This window comes from Streptomyces longispororuber (genome assembly GCF_024448165.1).
In the GTDB taxonomy this organism is placed as follows: domain Bacteria; phylum Actinomycetota; class Actinomycetes; order Streptomycetales; family Streptomycetaceae; genus Streptomyces; species Streptomyces longispororuber_A.
On the sequence record NZ_JAMOLN010000215.1, the window covers coordinates 1 to 16,686 of the forward strand.

17 protein-coding genes are annotated in these 16,686 nt (G+C 71.3%); 5 read left to right on the forward strand and 12 right to left on the reverse strand.

The genetic code is table 11. The features are described from left to right. Positions 1–766: AfsR/SARP family transcriptional regulator (locus tag M4J07_RS39375; RefSeq protein ID WP_255980437.1), on the reverse strand; the 766-nt coding region annotated here is incomplete at its 3' end. Positions 767–897: 131 nt separating this feature from the next. Here M4J07_RS39375 and M4J07_RS39380 point away from each other — a divergent pair. Continuing rightward, positions 898–1,452 carry a hypothetical protein gene (locus M4J07_RS39380; protein WP_255980439.1) on the forward strand — a complete coding sequence of 185 codons (555 nt, stop codon included), beginning with the start codon at positions 898–900 and terminating at the stop codon, positions 1,450–1,452. Between the two features lie 17 nt (positions 1,453–1,469). Here M4J07_RS39380 and M4J07_RS39385 read toward each other — a convergent pair whose 3' ends face one another. The 5 genes from M4J07_RS39385 to M4J07_RS39405 form a co-directional block, all read right to left on the reverse strand. After that, positions 1,470–2,261: an SAM-dependent methyltransferase gene (locus M4J07_RS39385; RefSeq protein ID WP_255980441.1), complete on the reverse strand. Its 792-nt coding sequence runs from the start codon at positions 2,259–2,261 to the stop codon at positions 1,470–1,472. A 92-nt stretch (positions 2,262–2,353) separates the two neighbouring features. Next, the gene (locus tag M4J07_RS39390) at positions 2,354–3,649 is read right to left on the reverse strand and encodes a BNR-4 repeat-containing protein (protein WP_255980443.1); all 1,296 of its coding nucleotides are present in this window, start codon (positions 3,647–3,649) and stop codon (positions 2,354–2,356) included. A gap of 121 nt (positions 3,650–3,770) precedes the next feature. Further along, complete coding sequence (locus M4J07_RS39395; RefSeq protein ID WP_255980445.1) at positions 3,771–5,072, reverse strand: extracellular solute-binding protein; 1,302 nt, start codon at positions 5,070–5,072, stop codon at positions 3,771–3,773. A gap of 86 nt (positions 5,073–5,158) precedes the next feature. Further along, positions 5,159–6,079, reverse strand: a complete 921-nt coding sequence (locus tag M4J07_RS39400; RefSeq protein ID WP_255980447.1) for a carbohydrate ABC transporter permease — start codon at positions 6,077–6,079, stop codon at positions 5,159–5,161. Continuing rightward, positions 6,076–7,005, reverse strand: coding sequence for a carbohydrate ABC transporter permease (locus tag M4J07_RS39405; RefSeq protein WP_255980449.1), 930 nt, complete (start codon positions 7,003–7,005; stop codon positions 6,076–6,078). The genes M4J07_RS39400 and M4J07_RS39405 overlap by 4 nt, the downstream gene beginning before the upstream one ends. 342 nt (positions 7,006–7,347) lie before the next feature. Between M4J07_RS39405 and M4J07_RS39410 the strand changes: the two genes are divergently transcribed. Next, on the forward strand, positions 7,348–9,645 hold the full coding sequence (locus tag M4J07_RS39410; protein ID WP_255980451.1) for an FAD-dependent oxidoreductase: 2,298 nt from the start codon (positions 7,348–7,350) through the stop codon (positions 9,643–9,645). 71 nt (positions 9,646–9,716) lie between these two features. Here M4J07_RS39410 and M4J07_RS39415 read toward each other — a convergent pair whose 3' ends face one another. Together M4J07_RS39415 and M4J07_RS39420 are read right to left on the reverse strand one after the other, a co-directional pair. Further along, positions 9,717–10,550: an IclR family transcriptional regulator gene (locus tag M4J07_RS39415; RefSeq protein ID WP_308284811.1), complete on the reverse strand. Its 834-nt coding sequence runs from the start codon at positions 10,548–10,550 to the stop codon at positions 9,717–9,719. A gap of 127 nt (positions 10,551–10,677) precedes the next feature. Next, positions 10,678–11,556 (reverse strand): alpha/beta fold hydrolase, encoded by an 879-nt coding sequence (locus M4J07_RS39420; protein WP_255980455.1) that lies wholly within the window; start codon positions 11,554–11,556, stop codon positions 10,678–10,680. Positions 11,557–11,718: 162 nt separating this feature from the next. On the opposite strand from M4J07_RS39420, the gene M4J07_RS39425 reads away from it, so the two are divergent. Then, on the forward strand, positions 11,719–12,555 hold the full coding sequence (locus tag M4J07_RS39425; protein WP_374215168.1) for an AraC family transcriptional regulator: 837 nt from the start codon (positions 11,719–11,721) through the stop codon (positions 12,553–12,555). Positions 12,556–12,604: 49 nt separating this feature from the next. After that, positions 12,605–12,988, forward strand: coding sequence for a winged helix-turn-helix transcriptional regulator (locus M4J07_RS39430; protein ID WP_255980458.1), 384 nt, complete (start codon positions 12,605–12,607; stop codon positions 12,986–12,988). Between the two features lie 3 nt (positions 12,989–12,991). On the opposite strand, the gene M4J07_RS39435 is transcribed toward M4J07_RS39430, so the two are convergent. From M4J07_RS39435 to M4J07_RS39450, 4 genes are all read right to left on the reverse strand, one after another. Next, the gene (locus M4J07_RS39435) at positions 12,992–13,645 is read right to left on the reverse strand and encodes a maleylpyruvate isomerase family mycothiol-dependent enzyme (RefSeq protein WP_255980460.1); all 654 of its coding nucleotides are present in this window, start codon (positions 13,643–13,645) and stop codon (positions 12,992–12,994) included. Between the two features lie 114 nt (positions 13,646–13,759). Then, a complete protein-coding gene (locus M4J07_RS39440; RefSeq protein WP_255980462.1) occupies positions 13,760–14,245 on the reverse strand; it encodes a nucleoside deaminase in 486 nt (161 codons plus the stop codon). A gap of 94 nt (positions 14,246–14,339) precedes the next feature. Continuing rightward, on the reverse strand, positions 14,340–15,125 hold the full coding sequence (locus M4J07_RS39445; protein WP_255980464.1) for a DUF4253 domain-containing protein: 786 nt from the start codon (positions 15,123–15,125) through the stop codon (positions 14,340–14,342). 109 nt (positions 15,126–15,234) lie between these two features. Next, positions 15,235–15,711: a carboxymuconolactone decarboxylase family protein gene (locus M4J07_RS39450; RefSeq protein WP_255980466.1), complete on the reverse strand. Its 477-nt coding sequence runs from the start codon at positions 15,709–15,711 to the stop codon at positions 15,235–15,237. Between the two features lie 107 nt (positions 15,712–15,818). On the opposite strand from M4J07_RS39450, the gene M4J07_RS39455 reads away from it, so the two are divergent. Then, on the forward strand, positions 15,819–16,686 hold an 868-nt coding region (locus tag M4J07_RS39455; RefSeq protein ID WP_255980468.1), incomplete at its 3' end, for a pirin family protein.

Sequence of the window (16,686 nt, forward strand, 5' to 3'; positions counted from 1 at the left end):
CGTCGTCCTGTCGCAGCACCGCCTCGTGCACCCGGCGCAGCTCCTCGCCGGGCTGGACACCGAGCTCGTCCCGCAGGCGCGCCCGCACGTCCTCGTAGACGGTGAGCGCCTCGGCCTGGCGCTCGCAGCCGTACAGGGCCCGCATCCGCAGCGCCAGCGACGTCTCGTCGTACGGGTCGGCGGCCGTGAGGGCGGCCAGTTCGTCCAGGGCCTCGGTGAACCGGCCGAGCAGCAGCAGGCAGTCGAGCCGTTCGAGGTGGGCGGTGCGCCGCCGCTGCAGGAGCCGCTGCCGCTCGGTGAGCGCGTACGGTCCGGGCAGTCCCGCCAGCGGCTCGCCGCCGAACAGGCCCACAGCGTCCGCCAGTTGGCCCGCCGCACCGGCCGGATCGCCGCTCGCCCTCGCGCGCCGGGCCGACTCGACCCGTGCGGCGAAGTCCGCCACGTCGAGCCGCGCCCCGTCCCCGGCGAACCGGTACCCGCCGCGCTCGCCCCGGATCACGGACGCCGCCGGCCCGACCCCGGCCTCGTCGAGCGACCTGCGCAGCCCGTACACGTAAGTGGGCAGCACCTTGTGCCCGGTTGACGGCGGCTCGTCGCCCCAGACTGCGTCGAGCAACTGCTCGCGACTCACCAACAGGCCCTGGCGCAGCGCGAGTACGGCCAGCACCGCCTGCTGCCTGACCGGCCCGAGGGGCAGCTGCGCGCCGTCGCGCCAGGCCCGTACCGGTCCGAGGACCGCGAGCCGCAGCCGAGCTCCCACCTCCACCCGAAACCCCCGCCTCACCTTGCGCATCATCAGAATTTCATGGGTATTGCAGCGTCTTCCGTGACGCTGTGCAAGTGCGGCGGCCGCCCTCGGGGGAGCGGCCGCCGCCTCGACCAGCGGAAGGAACCGACGTGACCGACGTGACCGTTGTCGACCGGCCCCTCACGGCGCTGCTGAAGCAGCGCGGCCTCTACCTCAACCAGGAGCGCAGCGACGCCGCCGAGATCATGTACGTGTGCCTGCGCGACGGGCTGCCCGGCGGCTATCCGGTCGGCTACGTGCTGCCCTCCCGCACGGGCACCTGGTTCGCCTACGCACGGTCCCGCCCCGGCCGGGTCTTCGCCTGCGACCAGGTCGAATCCGGTCTGTTCAGCGTCGAGTCGGCGGTCCGCGCCGTTCTCGGACACGCCCGGTACGGAGACGTCCTGCGGGCGATGGAACTGGCGGCGGGATCCACCGCCACGTACACGGCGGACCTGCCCCGCAGGCATGCCGCCCGGCTCGCGGCGCTCGCCGAGCCCGACGGCGTCACCCGGCTCGGGGCGGGCCGGGTCAGGCTCACCGCCGCCGCCGTGGCGTATCTGCGCGGTCTGCCGGAACGGCACGGCCCGCACGTGGACCACGAGAACCGGATCTGGCTGACGGGGGATTCGTATCCCCTGCTGCGCGAGCCCCGGGCCCGGTAGCACGTCGGCGGATCCCGTTACGGGACGCGGGCGACGCCGACGTAGAACCCGCTCAGTCCGGCGTCGGGCGCGGGGCCGGACCGGTACCACTTGGTCGCCGAGACCAGGCCGGGCTCCTCCAGTTCCAGCCCGTCGAAGAACGGCTCGACCTCGGCGAAGGTCCGCATCCGCAGCGGGATCTCGCCCTTCTTGTAGGTCGTCGTCACCGACTTCACCAGGTGCGGGTGTTCGTCGGTGGTGCCGTGCGAGAGCATCAGGAAGCTGCCCGGGGGCAGCGCGCCGACGAGGGTCCGCGTCAGCCCGTAGGGGTCCTCGTCGTCGGTGACGAAGTGCAGCAGCGCGTTCATCGACAGGGCGATCGGACGGCTGAAGTCCAGGAACGTGCGCGCGTGTTCGAGGATGGCCTGCGGGTGGCGGACGTCCGCCTCGATGTAATCGGTGGCGCCCTCGGGGGAGCTGACCAGGAGCGCCTGGGCGTGCCGCAGCACGATCGGGTCGTTGTCGACGTAGGCGATCCGGGCCGACGGCACGATGCCCTGCACGATCTGGTGGAGGTTGGGCCGGGTCGGGATGCCCGTGCCGATGTCGAGGTACTGGTCGATGCCCTGACCCGCGAGCCAGGCGGCGGCGCGGTGCATGAACGCCCGGTTGCGCCGGGCGTTGTCACGCGCCTCCGGCGGGAGTTTTCCCGCCACCTCCTGGTCGACGGGGTAGTTGTCCTTGCCGCCCAGCAGCCAGTCGTACACCCGCGCCGGGTGGGGCCTGCTCGTGTCGATGCGGCTCTCGGGGGACTGCGCCTGTGCCGTCATGCCGTGCTCCAGCGAGGGGGGAGGCTGTAGAGGACCGGACGATTATGGCCCGAGGGGGCCGCCCCGCGAAGGGCGGCCCCCTCTTCAGCGCCTCAACGGATGCCGTAGTAGAGCGAGTTGTGCGCGGTGTCCGGCAGGTACAGCACGTCGTTGCCGTCCGAGTCGCGCCGGACCGCGAGCCGGTCGGCGCTGATGCCCGGGGCGGCGGACTGCGCGGTCCAGGCCCCGTCCGCGGACTGGGTCGCCGCGAAGACCCGGTCGGTGCCGGTGGAGGTCACGTAGTAGACCCGCTTGGTGTCCGTCTCGTCCCAGGTGATGCCGAGGGCGGCGGCGGTCTGGCCACCGGCGTACACGGTCTTGCTGACCCAGTCGCTGCCGCTCGGGTAGGCGTAGTACACGCGGAAGTCGCCGCCGCTGTCGGCCGAGCGGTAGCGGTAGGCGACCTTCGGGGTGGCGCCGTCGAGGGTGAGCTTGGCGCTCTGCACGGCCGGGCCCGTGTAGGCGTTGTCGATGCTCCACTCCTCGCCCGTGGTCAGCTCCTGGATGACGTCGGAGGTGGCGGGCGTCACCGGGACGGTGGCGGCGGCGCCGGTGCTGTCGGCGAAGGCGCCGGTGGCCGGGTCGTAGCTGAGGTAGGAGAGCTGGTGGCGGAACGCGGTGGCCGGCGCCTTCGCCCACTCGTACAGCAGGTGCACGCGCCCGGCGGCGTCCACGGTCAGGTCGTCGGGGTACACGGAGCGGTTCAGCGCGCCGGCGAACGTGGCGACGACGCTCCACTTCGCGGCGGCGTTGTCCCAGCGGTACAGCTTGCCGGGCCGTTGGTCGGAGCCGGTGCCGACGCGGGCGGCCAGATACAGGTCGCCGTTGGGCGCGGTGGTCACGACGGGGTAGGTGATGCCCTCGCCCTGGTCGGGGAGTTCGGACGCGTGGTCGGTGACGTCGCCGCCGGGGGCCTCGGTGCGGAAGTAGCGCCACGTGTTGGCGTGCATGGAGGCGAACACGTGCAGCCGGCCGCTGCCGTCGCGGGCGACGGACGGCTGGTTGTGGCCGTTGTCGTCGGGGAACTCGGCCTGCTGACCGTCGCTGTTGAGCAGCGGCAGCCGGCTCCACAGGCCGTCCGGGTCGCGGCGCGCGATGGCGGGGCGGTGCGTGGCGGCGGTCGAGCCGGGCTCGTTGAAGGCGAAGTACGTGTACTGGCCGCGGCCCTTGTACGTGGCGACCGGCGTCCACCAGGCGGCCTGGTTCGACGAGTCCATCGTGTACGGGACCTTCTCGATCACCGTCGCCGCGGCGGCCGTGCCGTCGGCCCGGGCGGCCGTGACGGGCGTGAGCAGCGCGGCCAGGGCCGCTGCCGAGGTGGCGTACGCGCGTGCCGTGGGACGTCGCAAGGTGAGCTCCTTCGAATGCGTGCGGGTGCGTGCGAGGGCTGGGTGACGAGACGTACGGGACGGCGAAGGGCCCGGTGAGAATCGTTCGACTTCCACCGGGCCCGGACCGTGGCGCGCAGGCTCAGCGCTTGATGAGCGCGGCGACCTCCTCGCCGGCCTGCTTCATCGCGTCCTTCGGCTTGGACTTGCCGACCAGGACGGCCTGGACCTGCTTGGCGACGGCCTCCTCGATCTGGGCGTTCTGCGCGAACTGCCAGAAGGGGCTGCCGGTCGCCGTCTTCGTGATCTTCTCGGTCCACTGGGTGGAGAAGGTGTCGTTGACGACCTTCGGGTCGATCAGGCCCGCCTTGGTCGACGGCGGCAGGGCGCGCTCGGCGAAGTACTGGGCGACCGTGGCCTGGTCGGTCGTGGTGTGCAGGGCGAACTCCGTCGCCGCGTCCTGGCCCTTGCCCTTGACGACGGCGATCACGCCGCCCCACAGCAGCGCCTGCGGTGTGTCGCCCGCCGTCAGCACCGGGCGCTTCATCGGCTGCATCGCGTCGGCCAGCGTCTTGTCCTTGGACTGGGCCGCGGTCACGCCCTTGCCGATGATGGCGTCGTCGTAGAAGGCGGCCTTGCCCTGCCCGAACAGGGCGCGCGCGTCGAAGCGGTCCACGTCGGCGGCGATCAGCTTCTCGTCGTGCAGCTTCTTGTACCAGGTGACCGCGTCGATCGAGGCGTCGTCGCCGATCGTGACCTTCGCGCCGTCGAGGAGCTCACAGCCGAAGGTCTGCATCCACGGGAAGATGTCCTTGAGCTGTGCGACCTTGGTGGCGGCGGCGTAGGGCACCACGCCGCCGCCGAGCCCCTTCAGCTCCCGCAGCGCGGCCTCGAACTCCTCGACCGTGGTGGGGTGCTTCTTGATGCCGGCCTTCTCCAGCAGCTTGGCGTTGGCGATCACGCCGATCGAGCCGGTGTTCCACGGCAGGCCGTACTGCTTGCCGTCGTACTTGCCGCTCTCCAGCGCCACGTCCGTGTAGCCGGCGTCGACGGCCACGGAACCGAGGTCGGCGAGCTTGCCCATCTGCGCCACCGCGGCGAGCCAGGCGATGTCGAGGTGCACCGCGCCGGTCGTCTCGCCGCCGCCGAGCTTGAGGGTGAGCTGGCTCAGGTACTCGTTGTACGGGTACGAGACCGCGCGGATCTTGGACTTCTCGGCCTTCTCCCACGCCGCGATGATCTTCTCGATCGACGGCTTGGCGGCCTCCTCGTTGAGCGACCAGGACGTGAAGTCGAAGTTCTTGGACTTCGTGTCGCCGCCGTTGGAGGAGGTGCTGGCGCCGGACGGTGCGCAGGCGCCGAGCGCGCCGGCGCCGGCCACGCCGAGCGCGCCGATGCCGAACATGCGCAGCGCGCCGCGCCGGCTGATGCCAGAGGTGGTCATGGTGTCTCCATGGGGGAGTGAAGGGAGGGAAGGGGAAGCGCGTGGGGGAGGGCTGCGGTCCGGCCCGTTCGGCCGGACCGCGCGGATCAGCTCTTGACCGAGCCGGCGGTCATGCCGCCGACGAGGTAGCGCTGCAGGAACATGAAGGCGATGACCACCGGGACGGACACCACGAGGGACGCGGCCATCAGTTCGGGCCAGGCGGTCTGGAACTCGCCGATGTAGGTGGAGACGAGGCCGGGCGGCAGGGTCTGCTTCTCCTTGTCGGCCAGCGTCACCGCGAAGATGAAGTCGTTCCAGCCCCGTACGAAGGCGAACAGACCGGCGGCGATCATGCCCGGTGCGGCGAGCGGCGCCACGATGGAGTGCAGCGTGCGCCAGCGGGACGCGCCGTCGATGGACGCGGCCTCCAGCAGGGCGTCCGGGATGGTGTCGAAGATGCCCTTCAGCATCCACACGCACAGCGGCATCGTGAACGTGGTGAAGGACAGCACCAGGGCGGTGTACGTGTTCAGCAGGCCGAAGCTGGAGAACACGGCGTACAGCGTCACCAGCAGGAGCGCCTGCGGGAACATCTGGGAGGCCAGCACCAGATGCATCAGCGAGCGGCGGCCGCGGTAGCGGAACTTGGAGAACGAGTAGCCCATGTACGTGGCGACGACCACGCTCAGCACGGCGGTGATCGAGGCGACGATGAGCGAGTTGACCAGGTACTTGATGAGCTGGTCGTTCTCGGCGAGGGCCGTGAAGTTGCTGAAGGTGAGGTCGGTGGGTATCAGCTTCGGCGGGAACTGGAAGGTCGACTCGGGGCTGCTCAGGGCGGTCGCGAGCAGCCAGTAGACCGGCAGCAGGCCGAAGGCGCCGATGACGACGACGGCGATCCAGGCGGCGATCCGCGAGCGCAGCAGGTCCTTGCGTATCCGGCGCCGCGAGGTGCGTCCCGCGGACGTGGTGGCGGGCCGCAGCGTGTCGGTGCGGGACAGCGGGGTGGAGGTCGTGGAGGTCATCGGGCGTCGCCCTTCCGCTCGGTGATCCTGAGGTAGACGACGACGAGCACGAGCAGGAGCAGCATCCACAGCCCGCCCAGCGCGGTCGCCCGTCCGATGTCGAAGCCCTTGAAGGCGGTCTGGTAGACGGCGGTCGCGAAGGTCTCGGTGGAGCCGGCCGGGCCGCCGCCGGTGAGCACGTAGATGGTGTCGAAGTGCTGGAAGTTCCAGATGAACTCAAGGAGCAGCACGATCGAGGCGACCCCGCGGACCTGCGGCCAGGTGACGGCGAAGAAGCGGCGGATCGACCCCGCCCCGTCCATCGAGGCGGCCTCGTGCAGTTCCTTGGGCACGGTCTGCAGACCGGCCAGGAGCATCACCATCATCCACGGGAAGCTGGCCCAGGTCTTGGTGATGATCACCGCGAGCATGGCGGTGGTGGGCTGGCCGAGCCAGGAGATCGACTCCTCGATGACCCCGGCCTTCATGAGGATGCCGTTGAGCACGCCGTAGTTCGCGTTGAAGATCCACATCCACAGGAAGGAGACCACCACGCCCGGGATCACCCACGGGAACAGGAAGAGGCCGCGCAGGAAGCCGCTGCCCTTCAGGCCCGAGTTCAGCGCGAGCGCGAGGGCGAAGCCGAGGACGAAGGGGACGATCGTCGCACCGACGGTGAAGACGAGCGTCTGCTTGAGGATGGTGAGGAAGTCGCCGTCCAGCCAGTACGTGAAGTTCTCCAGGCCGACGAACTCGCGGCCCGGCAGCCGCAGGTCCTGCTTGAAGAAGCCGGTGAACAGCGCCGACAGCAGCGGGTAGATGATGATCGCGGCGAACAGGGCGAGCCCGGGGGCGGTCAGCAGCAGGGCGAACGCGCCGTTGGAGAGCCGTCCGCCGGTGCGCTCGCGCGGTGGCGCGGCCTTCTGCGGAGGTGCGGCCGTACTCATGGGTGTGTCCTCTCGAACGGGGCGGGAGCGCCGGGGCCCTGTGTGAACGCCATCCATGCTCCATTGAACGCAAGTTGCAGCATGCGGGATCGTTCTCCATATCGTGCGACGGCGTCAACCCTTTTGGTCGGTGAATCGCCGGTTCTGTGCAGGGCCGGCGAACTCGCCCCACCTGCCGTGAACTTGAACTTCGGCTCGTGACGGCCAGGTCGGCGGCCGCGACGGAAACTTACAACGAATCCCACTGACTGAACAGTGGTTGCACAATATGCATGTGATGTACGTTCGAGACCGCTCCGCAGCGCGGGGCGTGTCCGAGCGTCACACCGAGGAGGCCGCACCGTGCGGGAAGAAGAGGTCCATTACGACATCGCCGTCATCGGCGGTGGCCTGGCGGGGACCTGTGCGGCCATCGCCGCGGCCCGGCTCGGCCGACGTGTCGCCCTGGTCAACAACCGCCCCGTCCTGGGCGGCAACGCGAGCAGCGAGGTCCGCGTCTGGGTCTGCGGCGCCACCGCCCACGGCGTGCACCGCTGGGCCCGCGAGACCGGCATCATGGGCGAGCTGTACACCGAGAACCAGTTCCGCAACCCCGAGGGCAACCCCTACTACTGGGACCAGGTCGTCCTCGACGCCGTCCGCGCCGAGCCGAACATCGACCTGTACCTCAACACCGACGTGCGCGAGGCCGACGCGAGCGGTCCCGAGGACGCCCGCGAGGTGCACTCCTGCACCGGCTGGATGATGGGCTCGGAGCGCCGCATCACCTTCCACGCGCACCAGTTCCTCGACTGCACCGGCGACGGCCTGCTCGGCCACCTCGCCGGCGCCCGCTACCGGATCGGCCGCGAGGCGCACGACGAGTTCGGTGAGCCCTGGGCCCCCGCCGAGGCGGACGAGGCGCTGCTCGGCTCGACGATCCTGTTCCACACCAAGGACACCGGCAGGCCGGTGAAGTTCGTGCCGCCCGCCTACGCCAAGGATCTGTCGACCACGCCCATCCTGCGCAACCGCGTCCTGCGCACCGGCGACAACGGCTGCGACTACTGGTGGATCGAGTGGGGCGGCGAGCTCGACACCGTCCACGACAACGAGCGCATCCGCGACGAACTCCAGTCCGTGATCATGGGCATCTGGGACCACATCAAGAACTCGGGCGAGTTCCCCGACGCCGCGAACCTGACCCTGGAGTGGGTCGGCAGCCTGCCCGGCAAGCGCGAGTACCGCCGCTTCCTCGGCGACCACGTCCTCACCCAGCAGGACATCCTCGAACAGCGACAGTTCCCCGACCGCGTCGCCTTCGGCGGCTGGTCCGTCGACCTCCATCCCGTCCAGGGCATGTACGCCGACGAGCCCGGCGCCCGCCAGCGCTACGCGGACGGCATCTTCCACATCCCGCTGCGCTCCCTGTACTCGGCGAACGTCACGAACCTGCACTTCGCCGGACGCAACATCTCCGCCACCCACATCGCCTTCGGCGCCACCCGCGTCATGGCCACCTGCGCCACTCTCGGCGAGGCCGCGGGCACCGCCGCCGCGCTGTGCGTCGCCGAGGGCCTCACCCCGCGCGAACTGGCCACCAAGCGCCCTGAGCTGGTCCGCCGCACCCTGCTGCGCCAGGACGCCTCCGTGATCGGCCTCGCCGACGACGACCCCGACAACGCGGCGCGCACGGCACGCGTCACCGCCTCCTCGCACCTGGCGCGCCTGGCCGCCGAACCGACGCCGGCCGCGCCCGGCGAGCCGTACCCCCTCACCCGGGACCTCGCCCTCCTCCTGCCGGTCGACCCGGCCCTCGACACGGTCGACCTGCTCGTCCACGGCGCACCCGGCGGGCCCAGCGACCTCACCGTCGAACTGTGGGCCACCGGCACCCCCGAGAACGCCGTCCCCGTCGACCGGCTGCTCACGACCACGGTCACCGTCCCGGCCGAAGGACCCCACTGGGTCACGGCCCGCCTCGACCACCGCCCCGGCACCCCGCAGAACGCGGTCCTGATCGTCCGCGCCTGCCCGGACACGGCCCTCGTGCTGCTGCCCGAACGCGTCGACGGCGTGCTCGCGCTGCGCAGCCGGGTCGAGGGGGACGCGGCCGTCGACCACGACATCCCGGAGGAGGAGGGCCAGCTGGTCCTGGAGTGGCAGGCCCGCGGCCTGCGCCGCCGGTCCTTCGCCTTCCGCGCGACCCCGGACACGGCCGCGTTCCTGCCCGAGCGGTCCGTCGGCGGATACCAGCGCGCCTACGGAGGACCGCAGATGTGGTCGTCCGAGCCGCTGCCCGACCCGGAGCGTGCCGCGCAGTGGCTGGCGCTCGACTGGGACAAGGAGCAGGAACTCACCGAGGCCCGCGTCGTGTTCGACGACGACGTCGACGAGTACCTCAACAACCTGCACCGCCACCGCACCCCGTACGAGGTCATGCCGGAACTCGTCCGCGACTACCGGATCCAGAGCCGTGACGCCGACGGCACCTGGCACACGCTCCTGACGGTGACGGACAACCGCCGCCGGCACCGCGTGCACGCGCTGCGGGCCGGGGACGGCGGACTCGTGCGCACGGCCGCGCTGCGGCTCGTGGTGGACGCGACGCACGGGGCACGGCACGCCCACGTGATCGCGTTCAAGGCGTACGGCGCGTAGCCCGCACGACGAAGGGCCCGGGAAAGGCGGAAACGCCTTTCCCGGGCCCTTCGTCGTGCGGCCGGGAACCCTCAGAGGGCGCCGAGTGCCTGACTGATGGCGTCGGCGGCCTCGATCACCTCGCGGACGAGTTCGGGCCGCTGCCCCTCGCCGTCGGCGTGATGCCCGAGCAGGGAGGCCGGACCCCACAGCGAGATGGCGGCGACGACGTCACCCGAGGCGTCGCGGACGGGCGCGGCGAGCGAGGCCCGGCCCAGGGCGCGTTCCTCCGCCTCGATGGCGTAGCCCGTGCGCCGGACGGTGTCGATCTCGGCGTCGAGCAGATCGTGGCTGGTCGTCGTGAAGTCGGTGTGCGCCGCGAGCGGTTCGGGCAGCAGCTTGCGCCGCTCCTTCGGGCTCAGGCCGGCCAGCAGGCACTTGCCGATGCTGGTGGCGTGCAGCGGGGCGGTGTGCCCGGCCTGCGTGTACGACTTGGGGGCACGGGTCCCCTCGAAGTTGCACAGGAACATCAGCTCGGTGCCGCGCCGCACGGCGACGTTGGCCCCGAGCCCGGTACGGGTGGCCAGGTCCTGGAGCACCATGCGGGCGGCGCGGTGCACGGGGTGCCGATTGGCGGCGGTCGCCGCGAGCGGCAGGATCCCGAGGCTCAGCCGGTACAGGTTGCTGACCGGATCGCGCTCGACCATGTCGAGGCGCTCCAGGGTCGACAGCAGCCGGGAAGTGGTGGAGGAACCGAGTCCGGTCAGTTCGGCGACGTCGGAGACGCGTAGTTCGGCGCGGCCTGCATCGAGTGCACGCAGCACCGAAACTGCTCGTTCGACGCTCTGGTTCGTCCCGGCGTCGGACGCCCGAGTAACCATGACCCTCCTCATTCTGCAAACGGCTTGCACAATCTGCATCAGCATATCGTGCCGACCTCGGGCCCGTACCTGAGAAACGGCCGTCAGGTGCCCGGGGGCCGCTGATCAGGAGGATCCGTTCGCGTGCCGTCCGCGCAGCTCACCCCAGAGGACCGCCCGCGCCCGTGCCGCGTCAAGTGACGCTCGGTGCCCCGGTGTTGCGCCGCGTGGTGAAGGGCAGCAGAAGTGCGGCGGTCTGTCGCGGTTCCTCCAGGATGGGCGTGTGTCCCGCCCCGGGCAGCATCTCGACCTTCGCGCCCGGGACGACGCCGTAGTCCGCGGCGGACGAGGGGCGCCACCTGCGGTCCTCGGCACCGAAGATCACCAGGAGCGGCTTGCCGAGCGGGGCCAGCCGGTCGGGGAGCGTCCGTTCCTTCAGGTAGTCGGTGGACGACTGCATCGAGGAGACGAACGCCTCGTAGGTCATGCCGCGCAGATCGTCGATCATCACCTGCGGGATCTCGAAGCCCTCGTGGAAGGCGCCGCTCGCGAACGCGCGGATCTGCTCGCCCGTCGGAGGCCACTGCGACGGGTCGATCGGCACGGTCTCGGGCCCGGTGAAGGCGTCCAGGCCGGGGCCGGTGTTGATGAGGACGAGGTCGGTCACCAGGCGGGGCCGGTCAGCTGCGAGTGCCGTGGCGGAGTAGCCGCCGCTGGAATGCCCGACGACCGTGGCGCGCGCGACGCCGAGCCGGTCCAGTGCCGCGCCGACGGCCCGTGCCTGCCGCGCGGTCGCGTAGTCGTGATCGAGCGGCTCGGGCGAGCGGCCGTGCCCCGGCAGGTCGACCCGGATGACGCGGTGGTGCGCGGTCAGCAGCGGGACCAGGGCGTCCCAGGAGCGGAGCGAGGCCCCTGACCCGTGGATGAGGACGAGGGGCGGAGCGTGGCGGGGGCCGTCCTGGCGGACACAGAGGTCGCCGTGCTCCAGGTGGAGGAGCGGACCTTCCGCATAGCCGCTCTGCGCAAGGGTGTTGTCGCCGTTCGTCTGCGGGTGCCTGTCGGGAGGAGTCATGGGCCCACTGTCACCGGCGAGGCCCTGACTCGGCTTGGACGAATGTTCCTTCCCCGGCCCGCGTACCATCCAGGGATGGGGGTCACCACGAGTGAGCGTGACGGTGCTGCCGCGTGGGACGTCGCACGTCCGCGGCGGCCCGGCCGGGTGAGCGGTGTCGACATGGCCGGCTTCCGGGTGTCGGGGCCGCTGCGCGGCGGCCTGCGGGTGGTGCCGCACCCTTCGGTGATGCTGATCCTGGAGTTCGGTACGGGCGTGCCGGCCGTCCACGACGGTGCCGGGCGGCGGTACCGGGGGAGCCTCGTCGCCGGACCCGGGTTCGGTTCCGGAGGCGGCGTGCGGGCCTGGGGCGAGGACGTCGCCTGCGTGCAGGTGCGGCTGTCCCCGGTGGCGGCGGGCAGGCTCCTCGGCGTCCCGCCCGGCGAGCTGTCCGGTGCGGTGGTGTCCCTCGACGACCTGTGGGGCCGCGAGGTGTCCCTGATCCGCGAGCGACTCGGTGAGACGCCGTCGTGGGAGGACCGGTTCGCACTCGTCGAGTCCCTGCTCGCACGGCGGGGCGAGGCACGGGTGCCGGAGGATCCGGCGGTGGCCTGGGTCTGGAACCGGATCGTCGCCGGCAAGGGCCTGGTCCGGGTCGAGCGGCTGGCGGACGAGCTCGGCTGGAGCCGCAAGCTGTTGTGGTCCCGGTTCCGGTCGCACACCGGCATGCCGCCCAAGCGGGCCGCGAAACTGGTCCGGTTCGACCACGCGGTGCACCGCATGGTCGCGGGCGAGGCCGTGACCCGGGTCGCGGCGGACGGCGGCTACTTCGACCAGTCCCATCTGCACCGGGACGTCGTGGCGTTCACCGGCGCGACGCCGGGGACCGTGGTCGACGAGCCGTTCCTCACGGTGGACGACCGCGCGTGGCCGACCGCGGCACCGCGTGTCGACGCCGCCCATGGCGCGGGAGCCGCACTCCGCGGACCGGGAAACCCGATGGCGCCGACTCGACGGTGACGACTTGATCATGACGACTTGACGGTGACGATTCGATGGTGAAGAGCCAATGGTGACGAAGCATCAGCTCGACGGGCTGCCCGAGGACGCCGACCTGCGCCGCGCGGACTCCCTGGCGCGGGAGATCTTCTCCGACGTGGCCAACAAGTGGGCGCTCCTCATCATCGAGGCGCTCGGTGAACAGACCTTGCGCTTCAGCGAGTTGCGCGACGAGGTCGACGGCATCAGCCACAAGATGCTCACCCAGAACCTGCGGATGCTGGAACGCAACGGACTGGTCGACCGGCAGGTGCACCCCACCGTGCCGCCCCGGGTCGAGTACACCCTGACCGAGCCGGGCCGCGGCCTGCGTGCCACGGTCGACGCCATGTGCGGCTGGACCCACCAGTACCTCGGTCACATCGAGGACGCCCGCCGCACCTTCGACTCCTGACGCTCAGCGGGCGCGGAGGAGTTCGACGCCGTCGCCCTCCAGGTCGTCGCAGAACGCCGTACGTCCGGTCATGGCCATCACCAGGGCCAGGGTGGTGCCGGACACGAGCGCACCGGAACCCGTCGTGAAGGGGCCGTCCGTCGCGACGAGGCGCAGGCCGCCGATGCGCCCCTTGGCCAGGACCACGAGATCCGACCCCCGGTAGTACTCGGCGACCCGCGTGACCGTCTCGACCGGATGGTCGCGGTGGATGCCCAGCGGGCGCCGGATGTCCGTCGCATGCACGATCGTCTCGCCCAGCATGGCGATCGCCGGCAGCGGCGGCTTCGTCGTGCTCGGCACGATGCGCCGGAACCGCTTCAGGGTGTCGGCCGGAGTGGTCCCCAACTGCTCGGCCAGCCGGACGGCCACTTGGCGGTCGAAGTCGAACCGGCAGCGGATCACTCCCGCCATCCAGCGCACGGCGTTGAGGCTGGCCCCTGCCGTGAGGTGGGCGAGGACCTCGCGCACGGAAAGGCCGTCGCACAGCGACGGCGTCGCCCATCGTGCGTCGGAGAGGTCGGCGAGATCGGCTGCCAGTGCCGCGCGCTCGGCGCGGATCAACTGCCAGACCGCAGCCTTCGGACTGCGGTCGACCGTCGTTTCGGGCTGGGTCATGGGCGGGCGTCTCCTGTTCACGGCCGGTGCATGCACGAGGTGTTCAGCGTGTTCAGCAAGGAGACTCCCGCCCCGCGGAGAATTCATCGCCCGCCCGCCCGGCCCTCGCCTCAGTCAGGCGGCGGACGACCGCTCGGCCAGTCGGCGGTGCAGTTCCTTCACGACGGGCACGAGCTCGTCCACCGGGCCCTCCACCTTCACCGAGGGAGCGACCTCCTGGACGGGCAGCGCGCGCACCGGTGCCTGAGGCCGGCCCCACTCGGCCAGCCACTGCGTCAACTGAGCCGAGGACGCGACGTACACGATCCGGCCGAGGCCGACCCAGGCGTGCGCGGCCGAGCACATCGGGCAGTGCTCGCCCGAGGTGTAGACGGTGGCGTCCCGCCTTTCCTGCGGCGTGAGGTGCTCCGCGGCCCACCGGGCCAGTTCGAACTCGGGGTGGCGGGTGGAGTCCCCGTCGGCGATCCGGTTGCGGTCCTCGGCCCGCACCGCCCCGGCGCCGTCCACCAGGACCGACCCGAACGGCTCGTCGCCCGCGTCCAGCGCCTCGGCGGCCAGTTCCACTGACCGGCGCAGATACGCCAGTTCACGCTCCTCCATCAGGACCTCTTCTCCACGACGTGATCGGCACGACGTGATCGACCGGGCGTCCGACATGCTGGCACACGGACCGGTGCCCACCATCCCGACGTGGCTAGTCCCACCAGAACGACCAGGACGTCCGTCCGGCGAGGCGCGTGGCGTACTCGGGGAACGGGGTGGGCGGATCGTCGACGATGTTGTCCGCCGTCGACAGCACGTGCTCCAGCGCGAGCCGGTTCACGTGCCCCGCTTCGACCGGAGGCCGTGTGACCGAGACGTGCAGCTCACCGCCGAACAGCGCGACGGCCTGGGCGCCGAACCGGTCCTCCCAGCTCCTCAGGAGCGCGCACAGCAGCGGCAGCGGTGCCTCCGCCGTCCAGCCGAGCAACGCCAGGGCGTCGCTGCCGCGTCGGGCGGGAACGAGGACGAGACGGCAGTCCTCCAGCCCGAAGGGGGCGTCGTCGACGAGCCCGGCCAGCAGGCTCGACGCGGCCTCCCCGGGCGTCGGGTCCGCCGCCGTGGCGGGCATCCGCGGCGCCTGGCCCGGCCACCGGTCGAAGGGCGGCCCGGGGTCGTGCGGCCACGGCTCGGTTCCGTCAGGAGTCAGGTCGGATGTCGGGTCCGTCCAGAAGGGCAGCCTTCTGTGGCGGTACTCGGCGAAGTCCGCGGCCAGCGCCTCTTCCAGCCGGACGGCGTCGACATGATCGAGGCCGAGCGGTCTTCCCAGGCTGCCGGGCCCGCACAGGAGCGGCACCAGACCGCGCCCGCGCAGTTCCTGCAGAAGGTGAGGCCACAGCACTTCGACGTCGTCGGGGAAATCGTCGGAGCTCCACAGGGGGACGGGACCGGACGACAGGAACTGGCCGCCAGGCAGACCGTCGGGCAGGGCGAAGGGCATGGGACGCACCGTAGACCGGGGCACTGACAACGCGGCCGCTGACCAACGCGGCCACTGGCAGTGGGCTACTGACAAGGGGCCGACGGCCACGCGACCACTGTGCGCTGAGCTACTGTGCGCGCACCGGATGCTTGCTCAGGATGGACACACGGTTGAACGCGTTGATCGTGATCGCCACCCAGATCACCGCCGACGTCTCGTCGTCCGTGAGATGGCGGCGGGCGTCGTCGTACGCACTGGTCTGCAGGGCCGCGTCCGCGGGGGCGGTGGTGGCCTCCGCGAGCGCCAGGGCCGCGCGCTCGCGGTCCGTGAACAGTTCCGTGTCGCGCCACGCGGCGAGCACGCCGAGCCGCTGCGACGTCTCGCCCGCGCGCAACGCCGCCCGCGTGTGCACGTGCAGGCAGAAGGCGCAGCCGTTGAGCTGCGACACCCGCAGGTTGATCAGTTCCACGAGGATGCGGTCGAGCCCCGCGTCCGCGGCGGTCGCGCGGACCGCGTCCGAGGTGTCGACCAGTGCCTGATAGGCCTTCGGGCTCTGCTTGTCGACGAAGACCCGCCGGTCCGTGGAGCCTGCGCCGTTGCTCAACTCTGTCTCCTTCGTCAGTGGTTGGGGATCGCGGTCGCCGAACCGTGCGCGGCGACGTATGATCAACCAGGTAGTTGAATCTTAACCTATTATGGGGGGTGGCGGAGATGGGCAGTGCCGTCGACGTCTTGACCGCGCGGGACGTACCACTGGGCGGACCGCGATCCATGACCGTGCGGCGGACGCTGCCGCAGCGGGCCCGGACGCTGATCGGTGCCTGGTGCTTCATCGACCACTACGGTCCCGACGATGTCGGCGCCACCGGCGGCATGGATGTCGCGCCGCATCCGCACACCGGTCTGCAGACGGTGAGCTGGCTGTTCAGCGGGGAGATCGAGCACCGCGACAGCCTCGGCAGCCACGCCATGGTCAGGCCCGGCGAGCTGAACCTGATGACAGGCGGCCACGGCATCAGCCACACGGAGGTCTCCACCCCCGCCACCACCGTGCTGCACGGCGTCCAGCTCTGGGTCGCCCTGCCCGACGAACACCGGCACGCCGGCCGCGACTTCCAGCACTACGTGCCCGACCCGGTCCACGTCGACGGCGCGGAGATCAGCGTCTTCCTGGGGCAGCTGGCCGGATCCGTCTCGCCGGTCCGCACCTTCACGCCCCTGCTCGGCGCCGAGCTCGTCCTCGCGCCGCGCGCCGAGACCACCCTCGCCGTCGACCCGGCCTTCGAGCACGGCCTCCTCGTCGACCAGGGCGCCGTCCGCCTGTCCGGAACCCTGCTGGACCGGGCCGAGTTGGGCTACGCCGCCCCGGGCAGCCGCACCCTCACCCTCGCCAACGAGACGGACGCGCCGGCCCGGGCCGTCGTGGTGGGCGGTCCGCCGTTCGGCGAGGAGATCGTGATGTGGTGGAACTTCATCGGCCGCACCCACCAGGACATCGCCGAGGCCCGGCAGGCCTGGGAGGCGGCCTCCGACCGCTTCGGCGAGGTCGAGGGCTACCCCGGGGACCGCCTCCCCGCGC

Coding starts and splice junctions, on each gene's coding strand:
- M4J07_RS39405 (WP_255980449.1), bottom strand. CDS start 7,005: ATGAGTACGGCCGCACCTCCGCAGAAGGCCGCGCCACCGCGCGAGCGC.
- M4J07_RS39435 (WP_255980460.1), bottom strand. CDS start 13,645: ATGACCCAGCCCGAAACGACGGTCGACCGCAGTCCGAAGGCTGCGGTC.
- M4J07_RS39415 (WP_308284811.1), bottom strand. CDS start 10,550: ATGCTGATGCAGATTGTGCAAGCCGTTTGCAGAATGAGGAGGGTCATG.
- M4J07_RS39430 (WP_255980458.1), top strand. CDS start 12,605: ATGGTGACGAAGCATCAGCTCGACGGGCTGCCCGAGGACGCCGACCTG.
- M4J07_RS39385 (WP_255980441.1), bottom strand. CDS start 2,261: ATGACGGCACAGGCGCAGTCCCCCGAGAGCCGCATCGACACGAGCAGG.
- M4J07_RS39395 (WP_255980445.1), bottom strand. CDS start 5,072: ATGACCACCTCTGGCATCAGCCGGCGCGGCGCGCTGCGCATGTTCGGC.
- M4J07_RS39445 (WP_255980464.1), bottom strand. CDS start 15,125: ATGCCCTTCGCCCTGCCCGACGGTCTGCCTGGCGGCCAGTTCCTGTCG.
- M4J07_RS39440 (WP_255980462.1), bottom strand. CDS start 14,245: ATGGAGGAGCGTGAACTGGCGTATCTGCGCCGGTCAGTGGAACTGGCC.
- M4J07_RS39420 (WP_255980455.1), bottom strand. CDS start 11,556: ATGACTCCTCCCGACAGGCACCCGCAGACGAACGGCGACAACACCCTT.
- M4J07_RS39425 (WP_374215168.1), top strand. CDS start 11,719: ATGGCCGGCTTCCGGGTGTCGGGGCCGCTGCGCGGCGGCCTGCGGGTG.
- M4J07_RS39400 (WP_255980447.1), bottom strand. CDS start 6,079: ATGACCTCCACGACCTCCACCCCGCTGTCCCGCACCGACACGCTGCGG.